A 17,618-nucleotide genomic window follows, 5' to 3' on the forward strand; every position below is an offset into this window, starting at 1 on the left:
GGGTGCCTCCTGCCCCCACCAATGCCCCCCGTGCGGGGGGTAAGGGTGAAAGCCGGCTCGCGTTGGTGAGACGCGCCAGGCGGATGAAGCGTTGCCTTGACGACGAGTTCCCGGACGCCCACTGCGAGCTTGATTTCACCACTCCGCTCGAACTGCTGGTCGCGGTCGTGCTGTCGGCGCAGACCACCGACGTCCGCGTGAATCAGGTCACCCCCGCGCTCTTCAAGCGCTATCGCACCGCCGCCGACTACGCCGGCGCCGACCGTGCCGAACTCGAGGAGTACCTCCGGCCGACGGGGTTCTTCCGCGCCAAGGCGAACTCGGTGATGGGACTGGGCGCGGCGCTCGTGGAGCGTTACGACGGCAAAGTGCCCGGCAAGCTGAAAGACCTGGTCACGCTGCCCGGTGTCGGCCGCAAGACGGCCAATGTCGTGCTCGGTGACGCCTTCGGGGTCCCGGGGATCACCGTCGACACCCATTTCGGCCGCCTGGTCCGCCGCTGGGGCTGGACCGAGGAGGAGGATCCGGTCAAGGTCGAGCACGCCGTCGGCGAGCTGATCCCGCGCAAGGAGTGGACGCTCCTCTCGCACCGCACGATCTTCCACGGCCGCCGCGTCTGCCACGCCCGCAAACCGGCCTGTGGCGCCTGTCCGCTGGCGAAGATGTGTCCCTCGTACGGAACCGGCCCGACCGAGTTCGAAGAAGCCGCGAAGCTGGTCAAGGGCGAGGAACGCGAGCACATCCTGGACCTGGCGGCGCGCCGGTGACCAAGGTCACCAAGCTGGCCCTCGGCGCCGCCGTGCTGGTGGTGGCCCTGATCGTCGCGCTGCTCACGGCCCGTGACGGTCAGGGGCCGGTCAGGACGTCGGGGGACCTCACAGCAGCCCGTGCGAAAGCCGCGCTCGCCGCGTGCCCGCCGCCCGGCCCTGGCGAGGTGGCGAAGCTGCGCGGGGTCGACGTCGAATGCCTCGGCGACGGCTCCCGCGTCGACCTCGCCAAGGCGCTTTCGGGCGGTCCGGTGCTGGTCAACCTGTGGGCGTCGTGGTGCCAGCCGTGCCGGGGCGAGCTGCCCTTGCTCCAGGAGTACGCGACCCGGCCCGGTGCCGTCCGCGTGCTCCTCGTCCAGGTCGCGAGCTCCGGGGCCGACGGGCTGGCGATGCTGGCCGAACTGGGTGTCCGGCTGCCTTCGGTGTTCGACGGTGACGGGCAGTCAGGGCCGGTGCGGACGGCACTAAAGGTCCCTTCCTCCCTCCCCGCGACGTACCTGGTCACCGCGGCCGGGGATGTCCGGCTCATCGAGAACCCACGCGTCTTCATGAACACTGAGCAGGTGCGAGCCGCAGTGGAAGGGACACCATGACCGGCCCCCTCGTGGACCCGGAAGCAGTGCCGGCCTGGTTGCAACCGCTGGTCAAGATCAGCCGGGACGTCGGCGCCGAAACGTTCAGCCGGTTCAGCGTGCCGCCGAACGCGAGCTATCGCCCGGCGTCCGTGCTGATGCTCTTCGGCGAAGGCCCGGAGGGGCCCGACGTCCTTCTCCAGCGCCGCGCCGACACCCTCGGCTCCCACGCCGGCCAGGTCGCCTTCCCCGGTGGAGGCGCCGAGCCGGGCGATGACGGACCGGTCGCCACCGCCCTGCGGGAGGCGGAGGAGGAGACCGGCGTCGAGCCATCCGGCGTGCTGCCGGTGGCGATCTTCCCCGAACTTTTCGTGCCGGTGTCCGGCTTCGCCGTGACGCCGGTGCTCGCCTACTGGCGGACGCCGTCCCCGGTGCACGCCGTCGACCCCGGCGAGACGGCGGCGGTGGCCAGGGTGCCGGTCGCCGAACTCACCGATCCGGCCAACCGGTTCCAGGTCGAACGCAAGGGTTTCGGCTGGAAGGGTCCGGCGTTCGACGTCGGCGGGCTGTTCGTCTGGGGTTTCACGGGCGGGCTGCTCGCGATGACGTTGTCGCTCGGCGGCTGGGAACGCGAATGGGACCACGGCGACGTCCGGGACCTTGACGTAGCGTTGGCCGAACATCAGGCGCGGGTCGACGGGCGGCAAGTGCCGGAGAAGGAGTAGGCGCCGTTGAACTGGGTTGACGTACTGGTGATCCTGCTCGCCCTGCTGGCCGGTGTGTCCGGCGCGTTCCAGGGGGTGATCATCGCCCTCCCGTCGCTGGTCGGGGTGGTGCTCGGCGCGCTCGCGGGGATCAAGATCGCGCCGCTGGTCGTCGAACTGTTCGAGCATCCGGCGGCGAAGGTCGCCTTCGCGGTGGCGACCGTGGTGTTCCTGGTCGCGCTCGGCGAGACCCTCGGCGTCTGGGTCGGGCGGAAACTGCGCCAGAAGATCAATCCGGACAAGCTCTCCGGCGTCGACAAGACGCTCGGCGCGGTGGTGCAGGCCGCGGTGGTGTTCGTGGTCGCGTGGCTGATCGCGACGCCGCTCACGGCGGTCTCCGGGGTGCCGGGACTGGCGAAGTCGATCAACAGCTCGGTCGTGCTCGGCGGCGTCAACGACGTCATGCCGGAGGCGGCGCAAGGCTTCCCGAGCGAACTGCGCAAACTGCTGGACGCGTCCGGCTTCCCGTCCATTGTGGACCCGTTCCAGAAGCCGAACGTCCAGGACACCAGCCCGCCGGACACCGCGCTGCAGGCGAGCGAGATCGTCAAACAGGTGCACGGCAGCGTGGTGAAGATCCGCGGCAACGCGACTTCGTGCTCACGGGCGCTGGAGGGCAGCGGTTTCGTCATCGCGCCGCAGCGCGTGATGACGAACGCGCACGTCGTCGCGGGCACCGACGAGGTCGCCATCGAGTCCACTTCGGGCAAGTTCGCGGCACGCGTCGTCTACTTCGACCCCGAGGCCGACGTCGCCGTGCTCGCGGTGCCGAGGCTGCAGGCGCGGGTGCTCCCGCTGGCGCCCCGGGTCGCGCGGGCAGGCGACAACGCGATCGTGCTCGGCTACCCGCTCGACGGCCCGTACACCGCGACGCCTGCCAGAGTGCGCGGCCGGATCAACCTGCGCGGACCGGACATCTACGAGTCCAACACCGTGCAGCGCGACGTGTTCACCGTGCGGGGGCAGGTCCGCAGCGGTAACTCCGGCGGTCCGATGATCGACCCGGACGGGCAGGTCATCGGGGTCGTCTTCGGCGCGGCCGTCGAGGATCCGGAGACCGGGTTCACGCTGACGTCCGAACAGGTCAAGCCGGTGGTGGACACGGCTCCGGCGCTGAGCGCGAACACTTCGACCGGACCCTGCGCGAACTAGGGCCTGTATCGAAGTAGTTCAGAGCCACTCGTTGATGGCAGCGATGTGCGCGGTGGCTTCGTAGCGGACGGCGAGTTTGTCGTAGCGGGTAGCCACGGCGCGGTGGCGTTTAAGCCGGTTGATGCCGCACTCCACCGCGTGACGCTGTTTGTAGATCTCGGGGTCGAAGGCCGGTGGCCGACCGCCCTTCGACCCCTTGGCCTTGCGGTGAGAGTCCTGATCAGCCTTGCTCGGAATGGTCGCCTTGATCCCGCGCCGGCGCAGGTGAGCACGGTTGGCCTTCGAGGTGTAAGCCTTGTCGGCAAGGACACGATCCGGGCGGGTGCGGGCCCGGCCACCGGCCGGGCGGGGCACCCGGATCCCGGCCAGGACCGGAATGAACTGCGGGCTGTCGCCACGCTGCCCGGCGGTCAGCACGATCGACAACGGCTTCTGCCCCTGCTCACACCCCAGATGCAGCTTCGTGGTCAACCCACCGCGAGACCGGCCCAACGCGTGATCCTCAGGTTCGGTGGTGGTCCCGCCGGGCGGCTCGGCCTGCAGATCCCCCTTTTCCGCGCACCCGCCGCATGCTGATGCGCGCGAGCGATCGTGGAATCCACACTGACATCCCACGTGATCCGCCCGCCCGCCTCGGCCAGCGCCTGCAACGCAGTCAGGATCGCCTGCCAGACACCAGCACGCTGCCAGCGCCGGAACAACCCATAAACCGCTGCCCAGGACCCATATCCCGGTGGCATGTCCCGCCACGGGGCACCGGTGCGGACCCGCCACCGGATCCCGTCGATCAACTGCCGCTTGCTCCACAACGACGGCCGACCCGGCCGCGACGGCGCAGGCAGCAACGGCTCCAGCACTGCCCACTGCTCGTCGGTCAGGTCGAACCGCCCCGTCACCGCTAGGGTGTCCACGAGGTCTCCGGTGGTGTTCAGGTTCTTCTTGGTCGACGAACCAACTACCGGAGACCTCCCTACTTTCGATCACCGACACGCCCACTCCAGCTCGACCTGCTGAAGGGACTTCGATACAGGCCCTAGCGCCCTTTCGCAGCGCGGGAAGGGCGGGGCTGAAGGGCCCTTTCCCCTCATCTCACGCGGTGAAGGGCGCTTTCATCGCATGCGATGCGGGGAAAGGGCCCTTCAGCCCCCGGAGAGGCCTTCGCGCCACGAAGCGACTGTCTCCTCCACGTCCAGCGGCCGCGCGCGCAGCACCGGCCCGCCTGCCGGACGCCGGTGTTCCTCGCGGATCCGCTCGTTCAGGTCCTCGACGATCTCCCGCACCCGCGCTTCCCGGCGCACCCGGGCGAGCCGATCCGGCAGGTCGTCGAGTTCCTTCGCGATCGCCAGAGAAGGCGGCAGCAGCGCCGAAACGTCGTGGCCCTCACTGCGGACCTTGTTCACCACCCAGGCGAGCGCGGTGTCGTCGCCGTTGGTCTTCGGCAGCGGTTTACCCGCCCCCGGCAGGTTGTCGAACTCGCCCTTCGCCTCGGCCGCGCTGATCTGCCGATCGACCCAGGACTCGAACGACACGCCCGTCGGTTTGCGTTCGGTCATGCGTCCAAGGTACGGAGGAAGTCCAGTAGCGCGCCCGAAGTGCGCTCCGGCGCCTCCAGATGCGGGAAGTGCCCGATGCCGGACCAGCGCTCAAGCCGCGCGTCGGGTGCCCAGCGTCGCGACGCCGCCGCGGTCTCGGGCAGGACGCATCGGTCGTCTTCGCCATGCAGTTGAAACACTCGGGCGGCGAAGCGGCCTCGCAGTGCGTCGCTGAACCGGCGGCCTTCGCCGCGGAACTGTGCGCGGAACGCCCATCGGTAGTACTCGAGCGCGCTGTGCGGCACGCCCTGAACGAGCATCGCCTGCCGGAACGTCCCCACCGTTTCGGCGAAGTCCGAAGTCTCCGTCCACTGTGGACCAGACCAGGCGCGGAACAGCTCCTCGACGGCGAGTGCGTCGTCCTTGACCAGCCATTTTTCCGGCGCCATCGGTAACTGGAAGCGTAAGAGATGTCCTGAAGCGCGCAGCTGCGCCGGTCGTCGCACGGCCCGGCGCAACGCCAGCGGATGCGCGCCACCCAGCACGCTGACCGAGGAGACCAGCCGGGGGTGCAGCGCGCCCACCGTCCACGCGAGCATGCCGCCCCAGGCATGTCCGACGAGGTGGGCCTTGCGCGCGCCCAGCGATTTGATCAGCCCGCCCACGTCGCCGGCGAGTGTCCAGGCGTCGTAGCCGCGCGGAGGTTTGTCGGAGTCGCCGTATCCGCGCAGATCCACCGCGACCGCGCGGAAACCGGCGTCGGCGAGAGACCTCAACTGGTGGTGCCAGGTCCACCAGAACTCGGCGAACCCGTGCAGCAACAGCACCACGGGTCCGTCGCCGAGTTCGGCGACGTGCAGCCGGATGCCGTTCGCCGAGACGTCACGATGGGTCCACGGACCGTCGATCCGGACGATCGACGGATCCGGCGTCGCCTGCACCGCCTCGAAAACCCGTCAGCTGTGGTCGGCGGGCGAGTCGTCGTGCCGGGGCTTGAACGCGGCGGCCGTGTCCTTGAAGCTGTTGATCGTGCGCTCCGGCGCCTTGATCTTCTTCACCTTGCGGTAGCCGAGGAATCCCGCGACCGCGGTCGAGACGAGCATCAGCCCGAACACGATCAGGAACGCCGCCCAGCGCTGCAGGAACTCCGACAGCAGTTCGCCGAGGAAGAAAAAGAAGAAGAACGAGCTGTACAGCCCGATGACCAGCGCGACCAGGAAGAAGATGGCACCCTTGAGGCCCTTCTTCGCCTCCGCGACGACCTCGGATTTGGCCAGCTCGACTTCGGCGCGGATCAGCGTCGAGACGTGCTGTGTGGCATCGCCGACGAGCTTCCCGAGGGACTGCTCGCTCGCTACCACGTCGTCATCGCTCGACAGGGGGAGGTAGGGCACGGCCCCCACGCCGTCGGGGCCGGTGCGTTCGTGCTTGGGGCTGCTCACACCGGTCATCGTGCCACGTGCCCTCATCCCGGGCGCGGCGGACCGGCGAGTGTCGCGCTCTCAATCGTCCCGGGCGTGCACCCGGCTGCGGTGCACGAGCATCCCGGCGGCCGAAAGCGATGCGATGGCCGAAGCGATCAAGACCGCCGTCTTCGCCAGTTCGACGGCCTCTCCGTCGAGCGCGAGATCGGCGATCAGCAGGCTCACGGTGAACCCGACCCCGCCGAGCATCGACAACGCGCCGATGTCCCGCCAGCCCATCCCGCGAGGTTTTTCCGCGAGCTTGAACTTCACCGCCAGCAGGCTGGCCCCGAAGATCCCGACGAGCTTCCCGCCGACCAGTCCGATCAGCACGGCCAGCGGCAACGCCGTGGTGAAGACGGCGCCGAGCGAGTCGGCGTTCACGGTGATCCCCGCGGCGAACAGCGCGAAGAGCGGTACGGCCACGGCGGCCGACCACGGCTGCAGCCGGTGTTCGAGCCGGATCGCGGGGGCGTGCTCCTCGCCTTCGTCGGCACGGACGCGGGTGAGCAGACCGAGCGCGACGCCGGCGATGGTGGCGTGGACGCCCGCCGAGTGCACCGCGACCCAGGTGATCAACGCGAGCGGGACGTAGATCCACGCGCTGCGGACGCGGCGGTGCTGAAGGTAGGCGTAGAGCGCGAGGGCGAGTACGGCGACACCCGCGGCGACGAGGTCGAACTTCGCGGTGAACAGGATCGCGATGACGAGGATCGCGCCGAGGTCGTCGACCACCGCCAGCGAGAGCAGGAAGACCCGGGCGCTGCTCGGCAGGTTCGACGCGGTCAGCGCCAGCACCCCCAGCGCGAACGCGATGTCGGTGGCGACCGGGATGGCCCACGCGCGGTCGATCCCCGGCGTCCCCCAGCCGACGGCGAGCGCGACCAGTGCCGGGACGATCATGCCGCCGATCGCGGCCACCACCGGCAGGATCGCCTGCTTGAACCGGGAAAGTTCGCCGACCACCAGTTCGCGTTTGAGTTCCAGGCCCGCGACGAAGAAGAACAAGGCGAGCAGACCGTCTTTGGCCCAGTCGCCGATCGTCAGATTCAGGTGGAGGAATTCGGGGCCCAGCCGGAAGTCGCGAATCGCGCGGTAAATGTCGTCGATGGGCGAATTCGCCCAGAGCAGGGCGATCGCGGTGGCCCCGAGCAGGATCATCCCGCCCGTGGTTTCGGTGCGGAGATAGCGGGCGAAGTCGGCGACGACGGCTTTCGCGGGGCGGGTGGGACCGCTGGTCACGGCATCCTCCGGAATTCGGCAACGACGAATACTGTTGCCGACCAGACTTCCCGGCGCACCTTGACGCGATTTTAACGCTTCTAGCTGGGGAAATCGCGCCTTCATGACTGTTGCCACAAGAACGCTACGGACGTCGGTGTCCGGTCCACATCATGGGCTTCTAGCATGTCAACTGAAAACGACAACGATGTCTTCGATAAGGACGGCATGGTGAGTACCTCTACCGAGGTCCAGCAAGACACGAGGTTCTTCGGGCACCCACGAGGACTGGCGAACCTCTTCGGCGTCGAGATGTGGGAGCGATTCTCGTTCTACGGGATGCTCGGCATCCTCCCCATCTACCTCTACTACGAAGTCAGCCAGGGCGGCCTCGCGTTGCCGAAGGCCTCCGCGCTCGGCATCGTCGGCGCGTACGGCGGCATGGTCTACCTCTCGGCGGTGATCGGTGCCTGGGTCGCGGACCGCGTGCTCGGCTCCGAACGGACGCTGTTCTACAGCGCGATCCTGATCATGGTCGGGCACATCAGCCTCGCGCTGCTGCCGGGCCTGGCCGGTATCGGCGTCGGTCTCGTCTGCGTCGCCGTCGGCAGTGGCGGGCTGAAGTCCAACGCCACCGCCATCGTCGGCACGCTGTACGCGGAAGGCGACGAGCGCCGCGACGGCGGTTTCACCATCTTCTACATGGGCGTGAACATCGGTGGCTTCGTCGGGCCGCTGCTGACCGGGCTCGCGCAGAGCGAGATCGGCTTCCACGTCGGCTTCGGACTCGCCGCCATCGGGATGGCGCTCGGCCTGATCCAGTACACGATCGGCCGCAAGAATCTCGGCGACAAGGCGAGCGAGATCCCGAACCCGCTGCCCGCGTCACAGCGTCCGGTGGTCTACGGCGCCGCCGCGGTGGGTGTCGCGGCCATCGTCCTGTTGGTGGTCTTCGGTGTCATCAACCCGGCCAACCTGGTCGACATCGTCGTCGGGGCCGTCGCGGTCATCTCGGTCATCTACTTCGTGGTGATCATCAGCAGCAAGAAGATCACCGCCGACGAACGCAGCCGGGTGTACTCGTTCATCCCGATGTTCATCGCGAGCGCGGCGTTCTTCTCGCTGTACCAGCAGCAGTTCACCGTTGTCGCGGCCTACACCGACGAGCGATTGAACCGCACCATCTTCGGCTGGGAGATGCCGGTGGCGTGGGTCAACTCGATCAACCCGGTGTTCATCATCCTGTTCGCGCCGGTGATCGCGGCGATCTGGACGAAACTCGGCTCGCGGCAGCCGTCCTCGCCGATCAAGTTCGTCCTCGGCACGGTTGCCATGGGCGTGGCGTTCCTGCTGTTCCTTCCGATGGTCGGCAGCGGCAAGAACGCGAGCCCGCTGCTCGCGCTGGCAGGCATCCTGTTCGTGTTCACGATGGCGGAACTGATGCTTTCGCCGGTCGGTCTTTCGCTTTCGACCAAGCTCGCGCCGGAGGCGTTCCGGACGCAGATGGTGGCGCTGAACTTCCTGTCCATTTCGCTCGGCACCGCGATGTCCGGAAAGCTCGCCGAGTACTACACAGTGGACGACGAAGCGCCGTACTTCAGCATCGTCGGCGGCGTGGCCATCGTGGTCGGTGTGGCGCTTCTGGTGGCGACGCCGATGATCCGCAAGCTCATGAAGGGCGTTCACTGACGCGCTTCACGCCGCACTGACGAGCGATCCTCGAACGTGCGATGAAAGGCCCCTTCGTCGCGAATTTCGCGATGAAGGGGCCTTTTGTCGCGAAATTCGCAATGAGCCTTTTCATCCTGGTTCGCGGTGCAGACCGTCGCAAGGAGTCGACTACCCGCGAGGTCAGGTCACTCAGGACCCCGTGACACACGCGCCGCCGCCCAGGTCGCCGGGCCCGAAAGTTGGTCGTGAGTGGTAAGTGTCGTTAGAGCGAACCCTCTTTAGGTGCCTACTGGTGGCCTGCAGCCAGTGTGACAGGTGAGGCCGTTGAGGCTTGTGATGGCTTTCCGGGGGCGGGTGAGGGGCTCGTTGAGGGACTCTGAGTCCCTCAAGGGGTCCTTCACGGCCCGGCCGCTACCGGACCCACCCAGCGTAGGTACTTAAAACACCCTTGGCCAGAACGACACTGACCACTGACGACCAGGAGGTTTCGGGTCCGGTGACGTGGGGCGGTGGCTCTGACCGGCGGAGAGCGTGTGGCACGGGTCCCGAGTGGCCTGACCTCGCAGGTAGTCGATCACTTGCGAGATGTCTGCACCGCCAACCAAGATGGAAAAGGCACAATGAAGGGGCCTTTTGTCGCCCGTGGGCGCCTACGCCACCGTCGTCCCGAAAAGCACACCGACGTAGTACGTCACCAGCATCGTCAGCGCGCCGACGCCGACGTTCCGCGCGATCGCCCGGCCGATCCGGGCGTCGCCGAGTTTCGCGCTGATGAAGCCGGTCAGCGCCAGCCCGACCACCACCGCCGCCGCGCACGCCCAGACCCGCGCCGAAGTCGACGTCCACAGGATCGACAGCAACGGCAGCAGGGCACCGACGGTGAACGCCACCAGCGACGCCCACGCCGCCTGCCACGGACTGGTCAGATTGTCCGGATCGATGCCGAGTTCGGCCTCCGCGTGCGCCTGCAGTGCGTCCTTTTCGGTCAGTTCCCTGGCGACCTCGGCGGCGAGTTCCGGGGAAAGACCCTTCGACTCGTAGATTTCCGCGAGTTCGCGTTCTTCGGCTTCGGGCATCTCTTTCAGTTCGCGCTTTTCCAGCCGCAACTGCGCGCGTTCGGTATCGCGCTGAGTGCTCACCGAGACGTATTCGCCGCCCGCCATCGAAAGCGCGCCCGCGACCAGGCCCGCGATTCCCGCCGTCGCGATCGTGGTGGAGTCGGTGGTCGCGCCCGCGACGCCGACCACGATGCCGGCGACCGACACGATCCCGTCGTTCGCCCCGAGTACCCCGGCGCGCAGCCAGTTCAGCCTGCCGCCGAGGCCCCTGTGCGGTTCGTGCGGATGCGCCGTCGATTCATCGGAGATGGTTTCGGTCACCTATTCAGTGAAACACGAAGAACGGGAATCGGCGAGCGGGAAACTCATCGGTTGATGCTAGGCAAACCTTATTCATTATTGCCTTACCTAACTCTTGGGCTAAGTTGTGCCCATGGCCGAGATGGTGGTCCTGATCGGGCTCCAAGCCTCCGGGAAGACGACGTTCTTCCGGCGGATGTTCGCGGGCACGCACGTCCACGTCAGCAAGGACACCTTCCCCAACGCCCGCCGCCCGCAGGCGCGGCAACTGAGGATGCTGGCCGAGGCGCTCGACGAGGGACGATCGGTGGTGGTCGACAACACCAACCCGTCGCCGGAGGAGTGGGCGCCGCTGATCGAGGTGGCGAGGCGGCACGGCGCGAGTGTCGCCGGGTACTGGTTCCCGCCCGACCTCGCCGGGTCGAAGCGGCGCAACGCGCTCAGGACGGGAAAAACCCGGGTGCCGGACGTCGGTCTGTATGCCACGCTCAAGCGCCTGCGGCCGCCTGGCGCCGAGGACGGGTTCGACGAGCTGTACACCGTCGGTTTCGACGGCGACGGCGGTTTCGTCGTGGAGCGGAGGTGACTGTGGAGTCCGCCGGTTTCGAGGCGCGGCAACGCGAACGGGAGTGGTTCCACGGCCTGACCGTGCCGCCGGGTTCGTGGACGGTGCTCCGCGTCGACGGCCGCGGATTCTCCAAGTTCACCGAAGCGCGTTTCGAGAAGCCGTTCGATCCGCGGTTCAGCGCGTTCATGATCGAGACGGCTCAGGCGTTGATGGCGGAATTCGCCGCGACCTACGTCTACACCGAGAGCGACGAGATCTCGATCCTGCTCGACCCCGCCGCCGATCTGTTCGGCCGTGGCGTCGAGAAGCTCGTGTCGATCTCCGCCGGGGTCGCGTCGGCGGCGTTCACGCACGCGGCCGGGGTGCCCGCGCATTTCGACGGGCGGATCTGGCTCGGCACGACGGCCGGCGACGTCGTCGACTATTTCTCGTGGCGCCAGTCGGACGCGACGCGATGCGCGCTCAACGGCTGGTGCTACTGGACCCTGCGCCAGGCCGGGAAATCGGCGCGGGAAGCGGGTGAGGTGTTGGAGGGCGCGGGCATTCCGGAGAAGAACGAGCTGCTTTACGCGCACGGCATCAACTTCACCGAACTGCCGGCCTGGCAGCGGCGCGGCGTCGGGCTGTACTGGGAGACCTATGAGCGCACGGGGTTCGATCCGGTGCGCGAAAGGGAGGTCGCCGCGACCCGCCGCCGCGTCCGCGTCGAGCGCGAGTTGCCGATGAAGGACGAGTACCGCGCCTTCCTCGGCGAACTGCTTCAGCCGATGGGCTCGGGCAACCGCCGCACCCGGTAGGCGAGGTCGATCGTCTCGCCGGTCGCCGGGTCGCCCAGTTCCACGCGCCACGAGTCGGCGAACTGGTCGACGCCGTGCACCATCGGGATCGTCCCGGAGATCAGCACGGTGCCCGGGGCGTGCAGGCCGCGTTCGCGCAGTACGTCCAGCCAGTACGACGGCGGCAGCAGTTCCGCGAGTTTTCCTTGCTGAATCAGGGTTTCCCCGGCCCAGGCGGACAGCGTGAGCTCGTCGAGCCGGTCCTGGACGTCGACAAGGCGCCAGGCTTTGGCGGCGAGGACGTCGGGTCCGGCGTTCTTGCTCCACGCGACACCGTGCGCTTCGAGCGCGCGGTCGGTGTGGTCGCAGGCGGCGGTCAGGAGGACGTCCTCGGGCGCGGGGCCGGTGATGACGATGGCCCATTCGGCCTCGCCGGAGGTCCGTTCGTGCTGCACGGCGACCTCTTCGGTCTGGCTCGCCAGGTACGGCGCGACCGGGTAGAGCGCCGGGATCACCGAGGGCGCGGGGACGCCGAGTTCGGCCAGTTCGGCCACGTGGGCGGCGACGTCCTCCTGGCTGCGACCGGCGTATCCGGCGTTCAGCAGCGTGTGGACCTCGGTCCGCCGCTCCTGGCCGTCGGGAAGGGTGAAACGCAGCTCAGGCATCTGTCCTCCGAGATTGGGGGTTGCGCATACGCCTTGTATACAAGGAGTATATCCGCAATTCAACCCCTCCCGGCGGGGTTGAGGACCTCGAACGGACGGGATGTGGACATGACTTCACCAGCCGGTGACCGGCGCTCGCTGCACAAGGCCTTCGCGGCCAGCCTCTCGGGAACAGCGCTCGAGTGGTACGACTTCGCGGCCTACTCGGTGGCGGCCGCGACGATCTTCGGGCACCTCTTCTTCCCCTCGGAGGACCAGCTCGCGAGCACGATGGCGGCGTTCTCCACCTACGCGGTCGGCTACCTCGCCCGGCCGCTCGGCGGGTTCCTCTTCGGACGACTCGGCGACGTGCTGGGCCGCAAGCGCATCCTGGTCATGACGCTCGTGCTCACCGGTGTCGCGACGTTCCTCATCGGTGTCCTGCCCACATACGAGACCATCGGCGGCTTCGCGGCCGTTCTGCTCGTCGCGCTGCGGTTCGCCCAAGGTGTCGGTATCGGCGGCGAGTGGGGTGGTGCCGTCCTGTTGTCGAGTGAGTTCGGGGATCCGAACAAACGCGGGTTCTGGGCGTCGGCCGCGCAGATCGGCCCGCCCGCCGGCAACCTGCTCGCGAACGGGGTGCTGGCTGTCCTCGCCGCGCTGCTCACCGAGGACCAGTTCAACAGCTGGGGCTGGCGGATCGCGTTCCTGCTGTCGGGCGCGCTGGTCGGCTTCGGTCTGTGGATCCGGCTCAAACTGGAGGAAACGCCGGTCTTCAAGCAGATCCAGGAGCGCGGTGAGCGTTCGTCGGCGCCGATCTCCGAGGTCTTCCGCACCGAACGCCGCGCGCTGGTCGCTGCCGTGCTGATCCGTGTCTGCCCGGACGTGCTGTACGCGTTGTTCACCGTCTTCGTCCTCACCTACGTCACCACGCACACCGGTCTCTCGCGCGGCGCCGGGCTGGCCGCGGTGATGATCGGTTCGGCGTTCCAGCTGGTGCTGATGCCGTTGTTCGGCGCGCTGTCGGACCGGATCTCGCGGCGCAAGATGTACCTGTTCGCGACCATCGCGGCCGGGATCTGGCCGTTCGTGTTCTTCCCGATGGTCAGCGGCGGTTCGTTCGTCATGCTGGTGACCGGGATCGTGCTCGCGCTGGTCATCCACGCCGCGCTCTACGGGCCGCAGGCCGCGCTCGTCACCGAGCAGTTCTCGCCGCGGCTGCGCTACACCGGCAGTTCGCTGGCCTACACCCTCGCCGGTGTCATCGGCGGGGCGCCCGCGCCGCTGCTGCTGACGGCGTTGCTCGCCGGCTACGGGACCTGGCTCGCGATCGGCGTCTACCTGCTCGCGACGGCCGTCGTCAGCATCATCGGCGTCGTCCTCGCCCGCGATCCGGACCGTGACGAGGTCCTGGAGCCGGCGCGATGACCTGGACACCGATGTCCACAGTGGAGGGTCTGCCGCTGATCGGCGGGCAGGGCCGGTTCCGGACGCTCGCGCGGGCGGGAGGTCACGCTCGAAGCGGGCGGGACGATCGTCCACCCGCGCGGTGTCCAGCACAGTGTCGAGGCCATTGTGGACAGTCAGTGGATCGAGTTCAAGACCCCGCTGCCTTCGCGCCCGCCGATCGGCGGATAACAGAAACCGGGGCGGACACTGATATCCAGCGTCCGCCCCGGTCGGGAGGAAAGTTTTAAGCGTCCAGCTCGGCCAGCGCCAGCTTCGCCTTCTCCAGCTCGGCTTCGAGCTGGGCCACCTTGGCGGCCTGCAGCTCACGTGCGGCGTTGATGACCTCGTCGATCGGGCCCGACAGGTCGGCGTGCAGCTCCTTGGCGGCGCGGGACACGGCGGCGGCCGGGATCTCCAGGCCCTTCGCGACCCACTTGGCGCCGTTCTTGAGCTCGGCCTGCCACTCGCCGTCGGCGGTGCCGGTGACCGTGAGCGTCAGCTCGACGGTGCGAGTCTTCTTGGCCGTGGTGGCGACCTTCGGGCGGCCACGCTTGGGCTTGGGGGACTCCGCCGCCTGCTCGTCGGAAGCCGGGGCCTCGTCGGACTTCGGGGCGTCGGTCGTTTCGGGAGTCTCGGCCTTGGACTCGGCCGGGGTCTCGGTGGCCTCCGCCTGCGGCGTCGAGTCGACGGGCGCTTCGGTAGCCGCTTCTTCGGACGCGGCGTCAGTGCGCGTCAAGGCATCCACGGTCATCGTCGGTGTCGTCTCCTTGCCCGGGTATGGGGTGGTACCCGGCACATCCTAGAACAGGCGTTCGAGTGACGTGCGCTGGGGTGTGCTAAGGCGTGTCGGACGCCATGAAAGGTCCTTTCCTCGCAAAATTTGCAAGGAAAGGACCTTTCATGGCGCGAGCGGTGGGTTACTCCTCGGACTTGCCGGACTTCAGCCCCGAAGAGATCAGGTCCATCACCGACGAGTCGGCCAGCGTGGTGACGTCGCCGACCTGGCGGTTCTCGGCGACGTCGCGCAGCAGGCGGCGCATGATCTTGCCGGAACGCGTCTTCGGCAGCTCCTGCACGACCAGGATCTGCCGCGGCTTCGCGATCGGCCCGATCTCCTTGGCGACGTGGTTGCGCAGCTCCTGAACGGCCTTGTCGCCGCCGTCCACGGCGTTGCCGCGCAGGATGACGAACGCGACGATGCCCTGTCCGGTGGTGGGGTCCGTCGCGCCGACGACGGCAGCCTCGGCGACCGTCGGATGCGAGACCAGCGCGGACTCGACCTCGGTGGTCGAGATGCGGTGCCCGGACACGTTCATCACGTCGTCGACGCGGCCCAGCAGCCAGATGTCGCCGTCGGCGTCGTACTTCGCGCCGTCACCGGCGAAGTAGTAGCCCTGGTCGGCGAAGCGCGACCAGTATGTCTCGCGGAAGCGCTGCTCGTCGCCCCAGATGCCCCGCAGCATCCCCGGCCACGGCTTGTCGAGCACCAGGTAGCCGCCACCACCCTTGCCGACCTCGACGCCCTGGTCGTCGACGACCTTCGCCGAGATGCCCGGCAGCGCCTTCTGCGCCGAACCCGGCTTCGTGGCGGTGACGCCGGGCAGCGGCGAGATCATGATCCCGCCGGTCTCGGTCTGCCACCAGGTGTCGACGATCGGCGCGGAGTTCGCGCCGACGTTCTCGCGGTACCAGATCCACGCCTCGGGGTTGATCGGCTCGCCGACGCTGCCGAGCACGCGCAGTGAGGAGAGGTCGTACTTCTGCGGGATCTCGTTGCCCCACTTCATGAACGTACGGATCAGCGTGGGCGCCGTGTAGTAGATGGAGACCTTGTGCTGCTGGACGATCTCCCAGTGGCGGCCCTCGTGCGGCGTGTTCGGCGTGCCTTCGTAGACGACCTGCGTCGTCCGGTTCGCCAGCGGCCCGTACACGATGTAGGTGTGCCCGGTGATCCAGCCGATGTCGGCGGTGCACCAGTAGACGTCCTCGCCCGCCTTGTGGTCGAAGACGTTGTGGTGCGTGTACGCCGCCTGGGTCAGGTACCCGCCGGAGGTGTGCAGGATGCCCTTCGGCTTCCCGGTGGTGCCGGAGGTGTAGAGGATGAAGAGCGGGTGCTCGGAGTCGAACGCCTGCGGCGCGTGCTCCGCGGACTGGCCGTCGACCAGTTCGTGCCACCAGAGGTCGCGGCCTTCGGTGATCGGTACCTCGTCGCCGGTGCGGCGGACGACGATGACCTTCTCGACCGACTCGGCGCCTTCGAGCGCTTCGTCGACGTTCACCTTCATCGGGGCGGCCTTGCCGCGGCGGTACTGGCCGTCGGTGGTGATGACCACCTTCGCCGCCTGGTCGTCCACACGGGAACGCAGTGCTGTCGGGGAAAAACCACCGAAGACGACACTGTGCAGGGCGCCGATGCGGGCACACGCGAGCATCGCGACGATCGCTTCGGGGACCATCGGCATCTGGATGGCGACCCTGTCGCCCGACGTGATCCCGAGGGACTCGAAAGCGTTCGCGGCCTTGGAAACCTCGTCCTTCAGCTGCGCGTAGGTGATGTCCCGGCTGTCACCGGGCTCGCCGACCCAGTGGATCGCGACCTGCTCACCGTGACCGTCCGCGACATGGCGGTCGACGCAGTTGTAGGCGACGTTCAGCTTGCCGCCCACGAACCACTTCGCGACCGGCGCATTGGTCCAGTCCAGTACCTGTGACCACTTCGTTTCCCAGTGGAGGCGTTCCGCCTGCTTGGCCCAGAACGCTTCCCGGTCGGCGTCGGCTTCGGCGTAGAAGTCGGCGGTGGCATTCGCTTGCGCGCTGAAGGTCTCACTCGGGGGGAAGGTCCTGCTCTCCGTGAGCAAATTGTCCAGCGCCGGCGACTGCTCGGTCATGGTGCGATGCCTCCTGTGATTCGCGTGTCTTCACGCCCGTTGGCACGCTATCGACGTTACGACGCGAAGTAAAAGGTTGCATCGTGGTTGCGCACGGCATTCACACGCTTGAGGACAAAGCGGTACGGACCGCCGGCCATTCTGGTCCGGTGAGGGAGTAGACGACGGTGTCACGGACGGTTCCGTCCGGCCGGACGCGATGCGCGCGCAGCACCCCTTCCCGTTGCGCGCCGAGGCGTTCGATCGCGCGCTGCGACTTCAGGTTGCGGAGGTCGGTCTCCCAAGCGACGCGGTTGGCGCCGAGGTCGTCGAAAGCGTGGCGCAGCAACAGGAGTTTCGATTCCCGGTTGAGTCCGGTGCGCTGCCAAGCGGAACCGATCCAGGTGTAGCCGATCGACAGGATCCGGTGGCGCGCGTCGATCGCGTAGAACGACGTCGTACCCGCGACCTCGCCGGTGTGCGCGTCGATCTGCGCCCAGGCGCGGCGGGCGGTGTCGGCGAGGATGTCGTCGACCATCGCTTCGGCCGCGGCGAGGTCCTGCGGCTGCCGGAGGCTGAGCCAGGTCCAGATCGCCGGGTCGGACCCGGCTTCGAACAGGCCCTTCGCGTGGTCGCGGGTGAGCGGTTCGAGGCGGACGCGTTCGCCGGACAGGGTCGCGTGGTCATTCCAGTCGTTCACGATCTCGACGGTACGACCGGATAATGGCCTCACTGGATAGCCAGTTTCGAAGCATTCGAGAAGGCCACTAGGGCGTTGCCTATGCTCGCGGGAACGATCGAGAAGGCGAGGCGG

17 protein-coding genes and 1 pseudogene are annotated in these 17,618 nt (G+C 67.9%); 8 read left to right on the forward strand and 10 right to left on the reverse strand.

The genetic code is table 11. The annotated features are described in order from the left end of the window. Nucleotides 1-83 precede the first annotated feature (83 nt). From nth to ACZ5ZX_RS34740, 4 genes are read left to right on the forward strand one after another with little or no spacing between them, the layout of a single operon-like run. The gene (gene nth, locus ACZ5ZX_RS34725) at nucleotides 84-767 is read left to right on the forward strand and encodes an endonuclease III (protein WP_465506212.1); all 684 of its coding nucleotides are present in this window, start codon (nucleotides 84-86) and stop codon (nucleotides 765-767) included. Further along, complete coding sequence (locus ACZ5ZX_RS34730) at nucleotides 764-1,360, forward strand: TlpA family protein disulfide reductase (RefSeq protein ID WP_465506213.1); 597 nt, start codon at nucleotides 764-766, stop codon at nucleotides 1,358-1,360. Before nth ends, ACZ5ZX_RS34730 begins: the two co-directional genes overlap by 4 nt. Beyond that, entirely contained in the window at nucleotides 1,357-2,064 is a 708-nt protein-coding gene (locus ACZ5ZX_RS34735) for an NUDIX hydrolase (RefSeq protein ID WP_465506214.1), read from the forward strand. The genes ACZ5ZX_RS34730 and ACZ5ZX_RS34735 overlap by 4 nt, the downstream gene beginning before the upstream one ends. A gap of 6 nt (nucleotides 2,065-2,070) precedes the next feature. Then, nucleotides 2,071-3,255 (forward strand): MarP family serine protease, encoded by a 1,185-nt coding sequence (locus ACZ5ZX_RS34740; protein ID WP_037318560.1) that lies wholly within the window; start codon nucleotides 2,071-2,073, stop codon nucleotides 3,253-3,255. Between the two features lie 18 nt (nucleotides 3,256-3,273). Here ACZ5ZX_RS34740 and ACZ5ZX_RS34745 read toward each other — a convergent pair. The 5 genes and pseudogenes from ACZ5ZX_RS34745 to nhaA all read right to left on the reverse strand — a co-directional run bounded on the left by ACZ5ZX_RS34745 (nucleotide 3,274) and on the right by nhaA (nucleotide 7,492). Next, a pseudogene (locus ACZ5ZX_RS34745) lies at nucleotides 3,274-4,151 on the reverse strand (IS5 family transposase). 243 nt (nucleotides 4,152-4,394) lie between these two features. Continuing rightward, nucleotides 4,395-4,808 (reverse strand): DnaJ family domain-containing protein, encoded by a 414-nt coding sequence (locus ACZ5ZX_RS34750; protein ID WP_465506215.1) that lies wholly within the window; start codon nucleotides 4,806-4,808, stop codon nucleotides 4,395-4,397. Beyond that, nucleotides 4,805-5,728, reverse strand: coding sequence for an alpha/beta fold hydrolase (locus ACZ5ZX_RS34755; protein WP_465506216.1), 924 nt, complete (start codon nucleotides 5,726-5,728; stop codon nucleotides 4,805-4,807). Before ACZ5ZX_RS34755 ends, ACZ5ZX_RS34750 begins: the two co-directional genes overlap by 4 nt. Before the next feature lie 15 nt (nucleotides 5,729-5,743). Beyond that, on the reverse strand, nucleotides 5,744-6,238 hold the full coding sequence (locus tag ACZ5ZX_RS34760) for a phage holin family protein (protein WP_465506217.1): 495 nt from the start codon (nucleotides 6,236-6,238) through the stop codon (nucleotides 5,744-5,746). A gap of 51 nt (nucleotides 6,239-6,289) precedes the next feature. Then, complete coding sequence (nhaA, locus tag ACZ5ZX_RS34765; RefSeq protein ID WP_465506218.1) at nucleotides 6,290-7,492, reverse strand: Na+/H+ antiporter NhaA; 1,203 nt, start codon at nucleotides 7,490-7,492, stop codon at nucleotides 6,290-6,292. A 207-nt stretch (nucleotides 7,493-7,699) separates the two neighbouring features. Between nhaA and ACZ5ZX_RS34770 the strand changes: the two genes are divergently transcribed. After that, a complete protein-coding gene (locus ACZ5ZX_RS34770) occupies nucleotides 7,700-9,160 on the forward strand; it encodes a peptide MFS transporter (protein ID WP_465506219.1) in 1,461 nt (486 codons plus the stop codon). 632 nt (nucleotides 9,161-9,792) lie between these two features. On the opposite strand, the gene ACZ5ZX_RS34775 is transcribed toward ACZ5ZX_RS34770, so the two are convergent. Further along, nucleotides 9,793-10,521, reverse strand: coding sequence for a VIT1/CCC1 transporter family protein (locus tag ACZ5ZX_RS34775; protein ID WP_465506220.1), 729 nt, complete (start codon nucleotides 10,519-10,521; stop codon nucleotides 9,793-9,795). A gap of 112 nt (nucleotides 10,522-10,633) precedes the next feature. Between ACZ5ZX_RS34775 and ACZ5ZX_RS34780 the strand changes: the two genes are divergently transcribed. Next, a complete protein-coding gene (locus ACZ5ZX_RS34780) occupies nucleotides 10,634-11,086 on the forward strand; it encodes an AAA family ATPase (protein WP_465506221.1) in 453 nt (150 codons plus the stop codon). Next, a complete protein-coding gene (locus ACZ5ZX_RS34785; protein ID WP_465506222.1) occupies nucleotides 11,083-11,865 on the forward strand; it encodes a tRNA(His) guanylyltransferase Thg1 family protein in 783 nt (260 codons plus the stop codon). The genes ACZ5ZX_RS34780 and ACZ5ZX_RS34785 overlap by 4 nt, the downstream gene beginning before the upstream one ends. Here the strand turns inward: ACZ5ZX_RS34785 and ACZ5ZX_RS34790 are convergent. Then, nucleotides 11,829-12,509: a DUF2848 domain-containing protein gene (locus ACZ5ZX_RS34790; RefSeq protein WP_465506223.1), complete on the reverse strand. Its 681-nt coding sequence runs from the start codon at nucleotides 12,507-12,509 to the stop codon at nucleotides 11,829-11,831. The genes ACZ5ZX_RS34785 and ACZ5ZX_RS34790 overlap by 37 nt on opposite strands. Before the next feature lie 108 nt (nucleotides 12,510-12,617). On the opposite strand from ACZ5ZX_RS34790, the gene ACZ5ZX_RS34795 reads away from it, so the two are divergent. Continuing rightward, entirely contained in the window at nucleotides 12,618-13,916 is a 1,299-nt protein-coding gene (locus ACZ5ZX_RS34795; RefSeq protein ID WP_465506224.1) for an MFS transporter, read from the forward strand. A gap of 265 nt (nucleotides 13,917-14,181) precedes the next feature. Here ACZ5ZX_RS34795 and ACZ5ZX_RS34800 read toward each other — a convergent pair whose 3' ends face one another. From ACZ5ZX_RS34800 to ACZ5ZX_RS34810, 3 genes are all read right to left on the reverse strand, one after another. Then, entirely contained in the window at nucleotides 14,182-14,688 is a 507-nt protein-coding gene (locus ACZ5ZX_RS34800) for a DUF6319 family protein (protein WP_465506225.1), read from the reverse strand. 166 nt (nucleotides 14,689-14,854) lie between these two features. Next, the gene (gene acs, locus ACZ5ZX_RS34805; RefSeq protein ID WP_465506226.1) at nucleotides 14,855-16,825 is read right to left on the reverse strand and encodes an acetate--CoA ligase; all 1,971 of its coding nucleotides are present in this window, start codon (nucleotides 16,823-16,825) and stop codon (nucleotides 14,855-14,857) included. Between the two features lie 100 nt (nucleotides 16,826-16,925). Next, nucleotides 16,926-17,504, reverse strand: a complete 579-nt coding sequence (locus ACZ5ZX_RS34810) for a GNAT family N-acetyltransferase (RefSeq protein WP_465506227.1) — start codon at nucleotides 17,502-17,504, stop codon at nucleotides 16,926-16,928. Nucleotides 17,505-17,618 lie beyond the last annotated feature (114 nt).

Source organism: Amycolatopsis sp. NPDC033938 (assembly GCF_055575975.1).